The sequence below is a fragment of the Thermococcus thermotolerans genome, assembly GCF_024707485.1.
In the GTDB taxonomy this organism is placed as follows: Archaea; Methanobacteriota_B; Thermococci; order Thermococcales; family Thermococcaceae; genus Thermococcus; species Thermococcus thermotolerans.
This window is the reverse complement of the sequence record NZ_CP102602.1, coordinates 2,042,841-2,055,201: the sequence shown is the minus strand read 5'-3', so window position 1 is coordinate 2,055,201 and position 12,361 is coordinate 2,042,841. Positions and strand designations below refer to the sequence as shown.

At 55.4% G+C, this 12,361-nt stretch carries 14 protein-coding genes; 9 read left to right on the top strand and 5 right to left on the bottom strand.

Features of this window, described 5'->3' with window-relative positions:
• Window positions 1–8: 8 nt before the first annotated feature.
• From NUS69_RS11610 to NUS69_RS11590, 5 genes are read left to right on the top strand one after another with little or no spacing between them, the layout of a single operon-like run.
• Window positions 9–1,127: an ABC transporter ATP-binding protein gene (locus NUS69_RS11610; RefSeq protein WP_258083857.1), complete on the top strand. Its 1,119-nt coding sequence runs from the start codon at window positions 9–11 to the stop codon at window positions 1,125–1,127.
• Between the two features lie 10 nt (window positions 1,128–1,137).
• Window positions 1,138–2,616 carry a fucose isomerase gene (locus NUS69_RS11605; RefSeq protein ID WP_258083856.1) on the top strand — a complete coding sequence of 493 codons (1,479 nt, stop codon included), beginning with the start codon at window positions 1,138–1,140 and terminating at the stop codon, window positions 2,614–2,616.
• 3 nt (window positions 2,617–2,619) lie between these two features.
• A complete protein-coding gene (locus tag NUS69_RS11600; RefSeq protein WP_258083855.1) occupies window positions 2,620–4,482 on the top strand; it encodes a glycogen debranching N-terminal domain-containing protein in 1,863 nt (620 codons plus the stop codon).
• Window positions 4,469–5,389 carry a glycoside hydrolase family 130 protein gene (locus NUS69_RS11595; RefSeq protein ID WP_258083854.1) on the top strand — a complete coding sequence of 307 codons (921 nt, stop codon included), beginning with the start codon at window positions 4,469–4,471 and terminating at the stop codon, window positions 5,387–5,389. The genes NUS69_RS11600 and NUS69_RS11595 overlap by 14 nt, the downstream gene beginning before the upstream one ends.
• 32 nt (window positions 5,390–5,421) lie before the next feature.
• Entirely contained in the window at window positions 5,422–6,324 is a 903-nt protein-coding gene (locus tag NUS69_RS11590) for a DUF835 domain-containing protein (protein ID WP_258083853.1), read from the top strand.
• Between the two features lie 12 nt (window positions 6,325–6,336).
• Here the strand turns inward: NUS69_RS11590 and NUS69_RS11585 are convergent, their stop codons facing one another.
• Window positions 6,337–6,753 carry a DUF371 domain-containing protein gene (locus NUS69_RS11585; RefSeq protein WP_258083852.1) on the bottom strand — a complete coding sequence of 139 codons (417 nt, stop codon included), beginning with the start codon at window positions 6,751–6,753 and terminating at the stop codon, window positions 6,337–6,339.
• 93 nt (window positions 6,754–6,846) lie between these two features.
• Between NUS69_RS11585 and NUS69_RS11580 the strand changes: the two genes are divergently transcribed.
• Both NUS69_RS11580 and NUS69_RS11575 read left to right on the top strand, forming a co-directional pair.
• Window positions 6,847–6,993, top strand: a complete 147-nt coding sequence (locus NUS69_RS11580; protein ID WP_258083851.1) for a hypothetical protein — start codon at window positions 6,847–6,849, stop codon at window positions 6,991–6,993.
• A 98-nt stretch (window positions 6,994–7,091) separates the two neighbouring features.
• Window positions 7,092–7,295 (top strand): 30S ribosomal protein S17e, encoded by a 204-nt coding sequence (locus NUS69_RS11575; protein WP_258085141.1) that lies wholly within the window; start codon window positions 7,092–7,094, stop codon window positions 7,293–7,295.
• Window positions 7,296–7,332: 37 nt separating this feature from the next.
• Here NUS69_RS11575 and NUS69_RS11570 read toward each other — a convergent pair whose 3' ends face one another.
• Entirely contained in the window at window positions 7,333–7,929 is a 597-nt protein-coding gene (locus NUS69_RS11570; protein WP_258083850.1) for an ArsR/SmtB family transcription factor, read from the bottom strand.
• 105 nt (window positions 7,930–8,034) lie between these two features.
• Between NUS69_RS11570 and NUS69_RS11565 the strand changes: the two genes are divergently transcribed.
• Window positions 8,035–9,204, top strand: a complete 1,170-nt coding sequence (locus tag NUS69_RS11565) for a threonine synthase (protein ID WP_258085140.1) — start codon at window positions 8,035–8,037, stop codon at window positions 9,202–9,204.
• Here the strand turns inward: NUS69_RS11565 and NUS69_RS11560 are convergent.
• Window positions 9,191–9,781, bottom strand: a complete 591-nt coding sequence (locus tag NUS69_RS11560; RefSeq protein ID WP_258085139.1) for a thymidine kinase — start codon at window positions 9,779–9,781, stop codon at window positions 9,191–9,193. The two genes, NUS69_RS11565 and NUS69_RS11560, sit on opposite strands and share 14 nt — an antisense overlap.
• 98 nt (window positions 9,782–9,879) lie before the next feature.
• Window positions 9,880–11,214: a type III ribulose-bisphosphate carboxylase gene (gene rbcL / locus NUS69_RS11555; protein ID WP_258083849.1), complete on the bottom strand. Its 1,335-nt coding sequence runs from the start codon at window positions 11,212–11,214 to the stop codon at window positions 9,880–9,882.
• 392 nt (window positions 11,215–11,606) lie between these two features.
• Here rbcL and hpkB point away from each other — a divergent pair, with 392 nt between their 5' ends.
• Window positions 11,607–11,810, top strand: coding sequence for an archaeal histone HpkB (gene hpkB, locus NUS69_RS11550; RefSeq protein WP_055428882.1), 204 nt, complete (start codon window positions 11,607–11,609; stop codon window positions 11,808–11,810).
• 48 nt (window positions 11,811–11,858) lie between these two features.
• Here hpkB and NUS69_RS11545 read toward each other — a convergent pair whose 3' ends face one another.
• Window positions 11,859–12,353: a metallophosphoesterase gene (locus NUS69_RS11545; protein WP_258085138.1), complete on the bottom strand. Its 495-nt coding sequence runs from the start codon at window positions 12,351–12,353 to the stop codon at window positions 11,859–11,861.
• Between the last annotated feature and the right edge of the window lie 8 nt (window positions 12,354–12,361).

Here is a 12,361-nt window from a genome sequence, read left to right as displayed (position 1 = left end):
GTGATTTTATGGCGGATGTTCGGCTTGTGAACGTTTGGAAGCGGTTCGGGGACTTCACGGCTGTTAAGGATATGAATCTTCACGTTAAGGATGGGGAATTCATGATCCTCCTCGGGCCAAGCGGCTGCGGGAAAACAACAACCCTGAGAATGATCTCCGGCCTGGAAGAACCCACAAAAGGCCAAATCTACATTGGGGATAAGCTAGTCGCCGACCCGGAAAAAGGCGTCTTCATCCCCCCAAAAGACCGGGACATAGCCATGGTCTTCCAGAGCTACGCATTATACCCCCACATGACAGTCTACGACAACATAGCCTTCCCCCTCAAACTCAGAAAAGTTCCAAAACAGGAGATCGACCAGCGCGTCAGAGAAGTCGCGGAAATGCTCGGCTTGACAGAGCTCCTCAAAAGAAAACCGAGAGAACTCTCTGGCGGTCAAAGACAGCGCGTAGCATTGGGCAGGGCAATCGTGAGAAAACCTCAAGTCTTCCTCATGGACGAACCACTCAGCAACCTGGATGCAAAACTCAGGGTAAAAATGCGCGCGGAACTCAAGAGACTCCAGAAGCAACTGGGAGTAACCACCATTTACGTGACTCACGATCAAGTTGAAGCCATGACCATGGGTGATAGAATAGCAGTCATAAACGCTGGCGTTTTACAACAAGTGGGCACGCCAGAAGAGGTCTACGACAAGCCAGCCAACACCTTCGTTGCAGGCTTTATTGGTTCACCGCCAATGAACTTCATTGACGCAACAATAACAGAGGACGGTTTTGCCGACTTTGGGGAATTCAAGCTCAAACTCCTCCCGGATCAAGTTGAAGTTCTCCGCGAGGAGGGCTTGATTGGAAAGGAAGTCATCTTTGGCATTCGCCCAGAGGACGTTTACGATGCAATGTTCGCTCAAGTGAAAGTTCCAGGGGAGAACATGGTTAGAGCAACGGTTGACATTATCGAGAACTTAGGGAGTGAAAAGATAGTCCACTTGCGCGTTGGGGAAGTGACGTTCTTGGGAGCCTTCCGCTCGGAGTCCAAGGTGAAGGAAGGCCAGGAGATTGATGTGGTATTCGACATGAACAAAGCCCACATCTTCAACAAAAACACAGGAAAAGCAGTATTCTAAGGTGGTGGCCATGATAGCGGTAATAACGTTCACTGACCCCCGGCCAACGGCCCTCTCGATCGAGCGCGAGAGGGCTCTGATGGAGAAGCACTCCGCCCTCATCGGGGAGCTTAGAAAGGCCGGCTTTGAAGTTCTCGACGTGAACGAGAGGCTTGGAAAATACGAAGCCCTCAAAGCCGGCAAGAACTTCGGGGTAGATTCTATGAATGAGAGCTTCAGGACCACCGAGATAGTCGGGGGGAGCTCCGCCTCCGGAATCATAGCGGGCCTGTGGCACTGGACGGAGAGCAACCTCGTTACGGCACTCGTTAGGGAGACCAAGAGGCCGATACTGCTCTACGCCGACGACGATCCGGCATGGGCCGGGACTACGTGCGTCACATCCGTTGGTGCCTCGCTCTGGGAGAGTGCCGTGAACGAGCATGCCCTCAACCACGTCCGCCTAAAGGGGGACGTTAAAAAGGTAAAGGCCTGGGCCAGGGCCGTTGAAGCCGTCTCAAAGCTGTCTAAGAAGTCCCTCCTCCTCTGGGGGGCTCCGTACACCCTCGGGATGGAGCACCTCATGGACGACCTGCCGAGGCTTAAGAGAATCGTCGGCGACTTCATAACCCTCGACCAGTACTTTCTGGTGAGGAAGGCGGAGGAGATGCTCTCGGACGGGAGGCTGAGGGTCCGCGTGGAGGAGTTCTATGACTGGCTGACCGAGAAAACGGAGGTCAAGTTTGACGACCTCATGCTGACACCGGAGGCTTTGAGGAGGCAGATAGCCATATATCTCGCCGCAAAGGAGAGCTGGAAAGAGCAGAGTAACGTTTCGGCCGTCTCGATAAAGTGCCAGCCGGAGCTGAGCGAGGTCTACGGCGTTACGGCCTGTCTGATTCCCGCGCTCTTTCCGTTCAACCTCGATGCCGAGGGTGAGAAGGAGGTGATCCCCGCCACATGCGAGGGCGACGTCAAGGGCACGATAAGCTCGGCCCTGCTCTTCTACCTCAGCGGAAAGCCCCCGCTCTTCGGCGACATAAAGTACGTGGACGACGAGGTCGTCATGATAGCCAACTGCGGCGCGGCTTCCCTCTACTACGCAAGGCTGAGCGAGAACCCAGAGGAGAACCTCAAAGCAACAACCGTCCAGGGACAGTGCCAGGGGGCGAGCGGCGGGGCGCTAACCTACAGAACCCCTCCGGCGGAGTTCACCGTGGCGAGGCTCATACGGAGGGGCGGCGAGTACTACCTCCTCTACTTCCTCGCGGAGGGCCTTGAGATAACGGAGGAGATGGAATCGAGGCTCAAATGGGGCAAGCAGTGGCCGCATACGGCCATAAGGAACCCGCTCGACAAGGAGGGCTTTATCTCTGCCATGGGGGCCAACCACCTCTCGCTGGTTCCCGGCGACTACACAGAGGAGCTCCGCTTTACCGCGAGGCTCTGGGGGGTAAAGGCAATAAACCTTGAAGACTCAAGGGAGGTAAAATCCTTCCTTGAGGGGTAGTCAATGAAGACCATCTTAGCTGGCAACGGGGCCTTTGTCCTGAGCGATGAGAGGGGGGACATGCCCTCCCATTACGACGGCTTTTATTTTCTCGACACCAGATTCGTCAGAAAGGCCAAGCTTGAGGTTTCTCCAGCGCCGGGCTTCATCGGGGCATCGTCCACCTTTACCCGCGCGGTTTCACACTTCGCCCTCGGCGAACGAGGAATCCTGGGGAGGCTGAGAACCCTTGACGGGGTTTACGAAGAAAAGCTCTCCTTCTACAACACGTCGGAAGAACCGCTAAGTGTCAGGGTCAGGTACTCCTACGAGGCTCCCCTTGAGGACATATTCCAGGTCAGGGGCTTCATGGGGCTGAAGGGCGGAAAGGCCATAGCTCCAGCAGGAGGAAGGCATCTGAGGGAAAGCCCCGCCGGAAGGAGGAGCCTCTTCGTTGAGACCAACATGGAGAGGGAGGGGAGTCTCTTAAGGGCGGAACTTGAGGTACCCCCCCTCGGAAAGGCGGTTCTCTACGTCCGCTTCGTCCCTAAAATCGAGGGCAGGGTCTCGGAGATACTCGCGGAGAAAAGGGAAACGATAAAAAACGTCGCCTTCACCGGCTCACCCGCCATCGACGGGATATTCGAGAGGGCGGTTGAGAACATAAACGCCCTGACGCTGTTCACGCGCTTCGGGCCGGTTCCCCTCGCGGGGATTCCATACTTTGCCTGTCCCTTCGGAAGGGACGCGATAATAACCTCGCTCTTTCTCCTGCCGTACTACCCGGAATACGCCGCCGGCACGCTGAGGCTCTTCGGGAGACTCCAGGGAAAGAGAACCAACCCGAAGAACGAGGAGGAGCCGGGGAAGATACCCCACGAGTTCCGCCTTGGTCAGCTCGCCCAGTCGGGAAAGGTTCCCTTCGCACCTTACTACGGCACGGTCGATGCAACTCCACTCTACGTGGCGCTGGCGGGCGAGTACCTGCGCTGGACCAAGGACAGGAAACTGATTGAGGAACTGAGGCCGAACCTGACCGCCGCCGTCGAGTGGATACTCGGAAAGCTCGATGATGGTTACATAACCTACGTTCCGGGGATACTCGGCAACAAGGGGTGGAAGGATTCGAGGGATGCTATAGTTGACGAGGAGGGGAAGCTTCCAAAGCCGCCGATAGCGCTCGTCGAGGTGCAGGGCTACGCCCACTGGGCGCTCAGGCTCGCAGGGGAGCTTGGACTGACCGATCTCGATGAGGGGGCCCTAATCAGGGAGGCGAAACGGCTCAGGAAAAGGTTCAACCGCGACTTCTGGCTCGGCTCCTACTACGCCCTCGCGCTGGATGGGGAGGAAAGGCCGCTCGGAGTAGTCTCCTCCAACATGGGGCACCTGCTCCTGACGGGTATAGCCGAGCACGAAGAGGAGCTCGCGGAGAGACTTTTCCAGCCGGACATGCTCTCCCGGTACGGGATAAGAACCCTGAGCGCCAGGGAGAAAGCCTACAACCCCTTCAGCTACCACCGCGGAAGTGTCTGGCCGCACGACAACGCACTGATAGCCCTTGGCCTGGCGAGGGTTGGAAGGGTTGACCTTGCGAAGGAGCTTATGGAGAGGGTTTTCACCGCCGCGAAGCTTCTGCCGGAGAGGGAGCTTCCGGAGCTGTACAGCGGGCTCGATGAGCTCGTTCCCGTCCCGAGGGCCAACTCCCCTCAGGTCTGGAGTGCGGCGAGCGTTTTTGCCTTCGTTACCGCCGCGCTGGGAATGGAGGCGGGGGAGGAGCTCACCATCCAGCCGGCGGAGGGAACGAACATCGTCCTGAGAGGCCTTTCATTTGGAGGAAGGAGGTACCTTGTAGTTGTAGATGGAGGTGTTAGCGTTGAACCCCTATGAGTTCAGGTTTGAAAAACTTCCAAAACCCGTGCTTTCCCCTTCAGATGAAGGGTTCGACTCAAAGAACGTCTACAACCCCGCGGTGGTCAAAAGGAGAGGAAAGGTGGTCATGCTCTACCGTGCGGAGACCAAAGGGGAAAAGATAACAGGAAGAATCGGGCTGGCGCTGAGTGAGGATGGAATCAACTTCATCAGACACCCGGAGCCCGTTATGGAGCCTGAATACAGCTGGGAGAGCCTCGGCGTTGAGGACCCACGCGTTGTGAGGATTGGAAAGACATACTACATGACTTACACCGGCTACGATGGAAAGACGGCACGGCTCTGCATAGCCACCTCGAAGAACCTTCTGAACTGGAAGAAGCACGGGGTGGTCTTTGAGGAGTTCCCCGCGCAGAAGAACACCACCAAAAACTGGACCAAGAGTGGAGCCATGTTGACGGAGAAAATGAAGTCTGGGCCGTTTAAGGGGCACTACATCATGTACTTCGGCGACTCAAACATATGGATCGCCTATTCCAAGGATCTCCTTCACTGGGAGTACGAGAGGGAGCCCGTCCTGAGGCCGAGGGGCCATTTAGTTGAGCCTGGACCCGCCCCCATTCTCACGGAGGACGGAATACTCCTTATACACAGCGAAGCCTTCCACGAGGACGGAAAGCTCGTCTACTACACCCACGCGACCCTCTTTGATCTGGAAGACCCGAGAAAGCTCATCTGGAGAACAGAGAAACCCATCCTCAGGCCGACCTTCGACTGGGAGCTTTACGGATGGGTTGACAACGTGGTGTTCGCGGAGGCGATGATAGAACATGAGGGCAGATACTACCTCTACTACGGGGGAGCAGACAGACACGTCGGGCTTGCCATAGGGACGATAGGTTCAAGCTCAGCAAGTTTTAAGTAGGGCCGGAGACAAGGTGGCTAAGAGGGGCCCCCATGGAAATCTACAATCCTCCGGGCCTAGTCGCGGGCCTCATAATCCTCTCCGTATCGGTGGTGGCGGCGTACAGGGCGTACGGATACCTTAAGACACTTGAGACCCCGATCTCAAGGAGGTTAGCCTATCTTGCCCTTCTATCCAGCGTCTTTTCCATCGTCGGGAGCGCGGGGACTATAATAGAATCAGGAACCGGCCTCAGGGCATGGTGGGTAATGGCAACGTTTTTCACGCTTTCGTACGTTACTATCCTCACCGCAATATTTACCTATCTCAGGCTCCTCCATCAGATTGGCCAGGGGAAAGTTCCAGAGATCCCTGAGATACCATCAGGGACATTCCCCGCACCGAAGGAGGAGCGAGAGAGAACCCCCCTGCCCGTTGGAGGGTTTACAGTCCAGGTTTCCGAGCTTTCAAAGATAAAGCCGCTGTGCAGGTTGGCCACGGCGGTACTCTACGCCGGGAGAAGCCTTGAGCCCAAGGGATGTCCTTCATTCGACAGAGTTGTGTGGATAACCCGCATAGGTGCTCCCGGCTCGGTTGACCCATCCAAGCTACACGTTCTGCAGGGGGAGATAATGAGATTCATATCGGAGAAGGGCAGTGGGGCCCTGGTGATCCTGGATGGGGTGGAGCACCTTCTGCTCTACAACGATTTCAGGAGTCTGATGAAGTTCCTCACAACTCTGAGGGACTATATGGTGCTGACGGGATCAACCCTAATTGTCGCCATTGATGAGGGCTCATTTTCGGGGACCCAGCTGTCGATTCTACGGAGAGAGCTTCCTCGCATTGACATTGATAGGGTGCTCACCGAGGCGGAGGAGATAACGCTCTTTGGAGCCCTCTCCCGGGATAACCTGGAGGCCGGGAAAGAGGAGGAGAACCCGAGGGGGCAGTGACTACAACGGCCCCTACTCAATGGTAAGCTCGATCTCCGCCTCCGTTTTGGGGTTCTTCAGGAGCTCCACTATTCTCCTATCTATATCCTTAGCCGCCTTGTTGGCCCTTATTGCAAGGGTTCTGGCGTCGATGTATTCACTTTTCCTGACGACCATCGAATGGGGATGGTCGAGTATCAGCTCAGGACTTCCCTCTGCGAGAACCTCATCAACCAGATCCCCAACCTTTATTCGTATTAGGAGCTTCCTTCCGGCCTTTAGAGCGGCCTTGAACTCATCGCTAAGGTCGTTTAACCCCTTGTCTGCCTCGATGCAGAGTATGCAGTCACCGCGGGGGGTTAGGTAATCCTCCTTCGTGAACTCAAGGGTGGATTTATGCGTTGCCCTGACGTTCTCGTGACCCCTGCAGCGGATTACCTCCCTCAGCATGGTTCCAGCTTCGAGCGGGGGTTTATAAATCTCCGGTCAAACGAGTGAAAAACTTTTTAAGTGTAGCGGAGAAATACCACACAGGGTGATAGGATGAACCTGAGGCGCGCCGTCAAGGGTCTCCTGAGGATCAACGCTGGGTTTGCCATCGTAAGGGTGAACTCCCTTGGGAAAGTCTATCCCAGAAAAACCAGCGTTGACGTGCTCGAACTCCGCCGCAGGAAGCTCATGAAGGAGTGAAGAACCGCTTTATTTTTGCCGGTTCTGGGAAAACTTTTAAAAGGCCTCTTATGATGTGAGTTACGGCTGTCAGAGTCAAGCTAACGGGGGGATTGATGATGGGAAACATCAAGCAGACGTTCATCAAGAGGGTTGCCCGCGAGCTGTTCGACCGCTACCCGAACGAGTTCGCCAGGGACTTCGAGCACAACAAGAAGAAGGTTGAAGAGCTCACCAACGTCACCAGCAAGACCATCAGGAACAGGATAGCGGGCTACATAACCCGGCTCGTGAGGATGAAGGAAGAGGGCAAGATGCTCTGAGTCCCTTTTCTAGGATTTATTCCCTTCAAGTCGCTTCCTAAAAGTCTTCCAAGTCTTCGAGTATTTTCTTCGGGAGTCTTGTTCTGAACTCCTTAACAAGCCTCTCGAATTCCCTCTCGTTCTCCTGGGCGATGCGGCGGAACAGGTTTTCGATGTACGTCTCCGTGAGGAGACGAACCTCCTCAAGCTCCTGCTTCGTTCTGATGATTTCCTCTATCCTGTCCTGTATCTCCGTCAGGAAGGTGAGGAGCTCGTCTATCTTCGCCTCCGCCGGTTCGGTGGACTTTATGAGCGCCCTGGCCTGGGCATACTCCTTGGTCTGTCTTGGAGCCTTCGGCTCGTACATCTCCGTGCCGAATGCGTAGGGCGTGAGCAGGACCTCAAGGCGGAAGCCGCGCTTTATGGTGTAGTACTTCCTCGGCCTGCCGCGCGGTATCTTTTCAGTCCTGCCCTCGATGAGGCCGGCGCTCTCAAGTATCCTGAGGTGCTCAAGTACTGCCTTCTGGCCCACTCCAAGCTCCTGACTGAGCTCGCTCACGAAGTAAGGCCTCTTGGTGAGCAGGATAAGTATGCGCCTTCGGGTCTCGTTTCCGAGTATGTCAAGGAGCCTCCCCATGTTCTTATTTGACTCCATGCTCTCACCCCCTTTCCCTAACTTGATGTAAGAAAAGATTACTTTAAGCTTTTCGGTCGGCTTCAGGTTTAAAAGGCGTCGTTGAAACAAGTACCGGTGATATGTATGTTCGCGGCGAAGATGGTCTGCACGAAATGTGGAGAGGAGTACTCCCCCGCGTGTGGCGTTTACAAGTGCAGAAAATGTGGTTCCCCTTTGGACGTTCGGTATCACTACGAGGACATAGCCGAGGTTATCCAGGATAACGACCCCTGGTTCAGGGAGCACCCCCACATGTGGAAGTACTGGATGTTTCTTCCGGTCTCAAATCTGAGAAAGGTGGTCACCCTGAACGAGGGCGGCACCAGACTGTACCGCGTGAAACGGCTCGAAGAGAAGCTCGGAATTTCCAGGCTGTACATCAAGAACGAGGGCGAAAACCCGACGGGGGCCTTCAAGGACAGGGGTTCGAGCGTTGAAATAACAAAGGCCCTTGAGTTTCACGCCAGAAGGGTCATAGTGGCATCGACGGGCAACATGGCGGCCTCTATAAGCGCATACGGTGCAAAGGCTGGGCTTGAGGTAACGATAGTGGTTCCCGAGGGTACGCCGGAGGGCAAGCTCCTTCAGGCCAGGATGTACGGGGCCACGGTGGAGGTTTTCGGGAAGACCTACGATGAAGCGCTGGCCGAGGCAGAGAGGAGGGCCACGGAGGAGGGCTACTATCTAACCGGGAACTACCACTTCAGGGTTGAGGGACAGAAGACAACGGGGTTTGAAATCATTGACCAGCTCCACTTTAAGGTCCCGGACTGGATAATCGTGCCGATAGGTGCCGGCACCCACCTGAGGGCCATATGGAAGGGGCTCAAAGAGTTCCAGAGGGTGGGCTTGATAGATGAGCTTCCCAGAATAGCGGGAGTCCAGATAGAGGGCTACGACGCAATAGTTAGAGCGTGGGAGACCGGAAAACCCATAGAAAGGGTCACCAAAAAGGTGCCCACTATAGCGAGTGCCATAGCCGTCAAGGCACCGGTGGATGGAGAGAACGTCCTCAGGGCAATCCGGGAAAGCAACGGCCATCTCGGCACCGTTACAAACGAGGAAGCCGCCGAAGCGGGCATGCTCCTCGGGAGGGAGGGGCTCTTCGTCGAGCCCTCGTCCGCCACATCGCTGGCGCTCGCGAGGAAGATGAGGGAGGAGGGTATAATAGAGAGCGGGGACAGCGTCGTCGTTGTGGCAACCGGCCACGGCCTTAAGGACATCAACACGTGGAGCAGGGTCATTCAGAGCTAGGAACCTCATGGTGCTCCCTGCATCTGGCCTCATAGCTCTCGCTTCCGCCGACGAGGATGACGGGTGAATCTCTGGGAGCGGGCTTCCCGTCTATGAGGCGCTGGCTCCTGGTTGCAGGCCTCCCGCAGACCGTGCAGACGGCTGTGAGGTAAACTATGTTATCCGCCCTCACAAGGAGCTCCCTCGTAACCGGGAAGGGGTCCCCCTTGAAGTCCAGATTGAGCCCACTGGCGATGACGTAGACCCCCTCATCGGCAAGCCTCTCAAGAGCTTCCACGACGGACATCGGGAAGAACTGGACCTCGTCGATGCCTATGACCTCGTAGCCTTCCCTTTTCGTTATTTCCACAATCCTGTCAACCCCTTCCTCATCGGTCGGAATGACGAAGGCCTCGTAGCGCAGACCGTTGTGTGCAACCACCTCGTCCTCGGAGTATCTGTTGTCGATGGCAGGCTTGAAGAGCGCCGCCTTTCTTTTCGCGAACATCTGCCTCTCGATGCGCTTTATCAGCTCGGTCGTTTTTCCAGCAAACATAGGTCCGGTGATTACCTCCAGAAATCCTCCCGGGTGAACCATGATTCCCACCAAGAAAAGAATGCTTTGGGCCATTAAATCTTCTCCGGCCAAAAAGTTGAACGGGAGACAAAAATGGGAGAAAAAAGCCGTCAGACCGGTCAGACAGGGGTGATGTGGCCCCACTTTTCGAGGGCCCTCGCGAGCTCCTTGTGGGTCTTGGCGTACTCGTCGAGCGGGATGCCCTGCATGTAGGCATCGATTGCCTGCCTGATGGCTCTCGCTCCGGCAGCCGGGCCGTCCGGATGTCCAAGGGTTCCACCGCCGAGCTGGATAACTATGTCGGTTCCGAGGGCGTCGAAGACAATCGGCAGATTGCCTGGGTGGAGTCCACCGGAGCTGGTTGGGAAACCTGGTTTTATGCCATAGAACTTCTGCTCAAGGTGGAAGACGTCGTTCTCCTCGGGCTTGTAGTGCTTTTCTCTGAATATTCTTGCGTTCTGAATAACGTCCCACTTTCCTCCTTCGAGCTTGCCGGCTCCGGCCGTTCCGACGTGGAGCTGGTCAATGCCTATGAGCCTGTAGAGCTTGGCCAGAACGAACATTGAGATACCGTGGTATGGGTTTCTGGTGAATGTCGCATGCATAGCCCTGTGGCCGTGTATGGCCAAGCCGTAGTCTGCCGCGAGGTCGCGGATGTACTGGAGAGCACCCCAGCCGGTGATAACAACATCGACCATCGCGTGCTTCAGCCCAAGGTCGGCCAGAATTTCAAGCCTCTCCTCCATCTCGGGCAGGTTGGCGGTTATGTTGGCGAACCAGGTCTTCTTCTCGCCGGTCTCGTTCTCGACTTTTTCGATAATCTTTGCAATTATCTCAGCCCTCTCCTCGAAGCGGTTGTACCACGGGCTGGTGAGGTTCTCATCGTCCTTCATGTAGTCAGCACCGTTCATGAGGAGCTCCGTCGCGAGCTTCTCGAACTCCTCCGGGGAATATCCTACCTTCGGCTTTGGAACGACACCGTAGAGCGGCCTGTCCTTAATGTCGAGCATCTTTCTAACGCCTTCAATACCAAAGGCAGGTCCATCGAACTCGCGGATGAGCTTCTCAGGGAAATACATATCTTCAAGGCGGAGTGCCTTGGCGCGCCTCATACCAAAGACGTTTCCGGCTATGCTGGCCAGAAGTCCGGGGAGGTTAGCCTCTTCAAATGCGTGGAACGGGTAGGCTATCTTCACTATCCAGCTGCCGTCACCCATGTCGTGGAACTCGAAGGCCTTGGCCGAAAGGTCTGCCCAGCGCTCCTCCTCGTACCAGTTGTAGAGAGTCGTCCAAGTTCCTGTCGAGCTCTCGGCGGCAACCCCGCCAGCTACTGCCTCTATGGAATACCCCTCCGCGGGGGTTATGCGGAAAACGGCTATGATGTCTCTCTTCCTGTTGGGCTCATAGCCTTTGTCCACGTAGTAGTCATATATCTTGTCGAACCTTTCACTCATGCTTTCACCTCCTTGGTAAATTTTAGTATCGCACCAATCCCTATAAAAAGGCTACGGTACATAATTGATACATCCATGGCTCTATGTGGTGATTGGAGACGCTTTTCCCGCGCCAGCGCTCCAAACTCCTGCCCTCCTTTTAAAAATTAAAGCCGTGTCCAGCCGATAAACTCAATTTCAGGAGCAAATAGCCTTTTTCAAAACTTTGCCCTCGGGCTAGCATTAGGCTGTTTATAAGTTAACAGCCTAAGGATGCCAAATTTCTCAACAACTCACCCGAAAATGGCCGATTATTGCCCCCAGAGGGCCCGGTTTCCGAAAGGTTTATATAGACCTTTGTTCTTAGAATAGAACGCAGATACCTGCAAAACAACGTTTAGGAGGTTGGGAAAATGGCTGAGTTGCCGATTGCCCCGGTTGACAGGTTGATAAGGAAGGCCGGCGCCGCCCGCGTCAGCGAGGACGCCGCCAAGCTCCTGGCCGAGCACCTTGAGGAGAAGGCCCTTGAGATCGCCAAGAAGGCCGTCGACCTCGCCCACCACGCCGGCAGGAAGACCGTCAAGGCCGAGGACATCAAGCTCGCCATCAAGAGCTGATGGCCTTTCTTTTCCATCATTTTCCGCTTTTCTCTGAGTTTAGGCCTTTCACCAGAAACGTATTCTCCTCACCCTAACGCTCCCGCCGTCAACCTCCAGAAACGCAAAACCTGGAGAGTCCATTCTTGGAAACGTGGGCGAGCCGGGATTGAGCAGAATCACCCTTTCACCGTGAATCGAGTAAGTATCGTGATAGAAACGGTGCGTGTGACCAAATACCAGAACGTTCACGCCCATGTCCAGCGCCTTGAGCGTCAAAAACTGAGCGTTGAGCGAGAAAAACTGGTGTCCGTGGAGAATGCCAATTCTCACGTCTTCCACATCGACGACCTGCTCCTCTGGAAGACTTAGATGGTCGGCGTTTCCCCTAACGGCCACGACCGGCGCAAAATCCTCAAGCCCCTCCAGGAGTTCGTGGGAAGTAACGTCCCCCGTGTGGAGTATCAAATCGGGCTTTTTATCCTCAAGGTGCTCAAAAAGAAGGGAAGGGAGGTTCTTTGTCTTGTCGCCGTAATGTGTATCGCCAGTTACCGCTATCAGCAAGGGCATCC

Excerpts from the sequence above, each read along its gene's own strand:
- NUS69_RS11610 (WP_258083857.1), top strand. The coding sequence starts at position 9 with ATGGCGGATGTTCGGCTTGTGAACGTTTGGAAGCGGTTCGGGGACTTC.
- NUS69_RS11605 (WP_258083856.1), top strand. The coding sequence starts at position 1,138 with ATGATAGCGGTAATAACGTTCACTGACCCCCGGCCAACGGCCCTCTCG.
- NUS69_RS11600 (WP_258083855.1), top strand. The coding sequence starts at position 2,620 with ATGAAGACCATCTTAGCTGGCAACGGGGCCTTTGTCCTGAGCGATGAG.
- NUS69_RS11590 (WP_258083853.1), top strand. The coding sequence starts at position 5,422 with ATGGAAATCTACAATCCTCCGGGCCTAGTCGCGGGCCTCATAATCCTC.
- NUS69_RS11585 (WP_258083852.1), bottom strand. The coding sequence starts at position 6,753 with ATGCTGAGGGAGGTAATCCGCTGCAGGGGTCACGAGAACGTCAGGGCA.
- NUS69_RS11580 (WP_258083851.1), top strand. The coding sequence starts at position 6,847 with ATGAACCTGAGGCGCGCCGTCAAGGGTCTCCTGAGGATCAACGCTGGG.
- NUS69_RS11575 (WP_258085141.1), top strand. The coding sequence starts at position 7,092 with ATGGGAAACATCAAGCAGACGTTCATCAAGAGGGTTGCCCGCGAGCTG.
- NUS69_RS11570 (WP_258083850.1), bottom strand. The coding sequence starts at position 7,929 with ATGGAGTCAAATAAGAACATGGGGAGGCTCCTTGACATACTCGGAAAC.
- NUS69_RS11565 (WP_258085140.1), top strand. The coding sequence starts at position 8,035 with ATGTTCGCGGCGAAGATGGTCTGCACGAAATGTGGAGAGGAGTACTCC.
- NUS69_RS11560 (WP_258085139.1), bottom strand. The coding sequence starts at position 9,781 with ATGGTTCACCCGGGAGGATTTCTGGAGGTAATCACCGGACCTATGTTT.
- rbcL (WP_258083849.1), bottom strand. The coding sequence starts at position 11,214 with ATGAGTGAAAGGTTCGACAAGATATATGACTACTACGTGGACAAAGGC.
- hpkB (WP_055428882.1), top strand. The coding sequence starts at position 11,607 with ATGGCTGAGTTGCCGATTGCCCCGGTTGACAGGTTGATAAGGAAGGCC.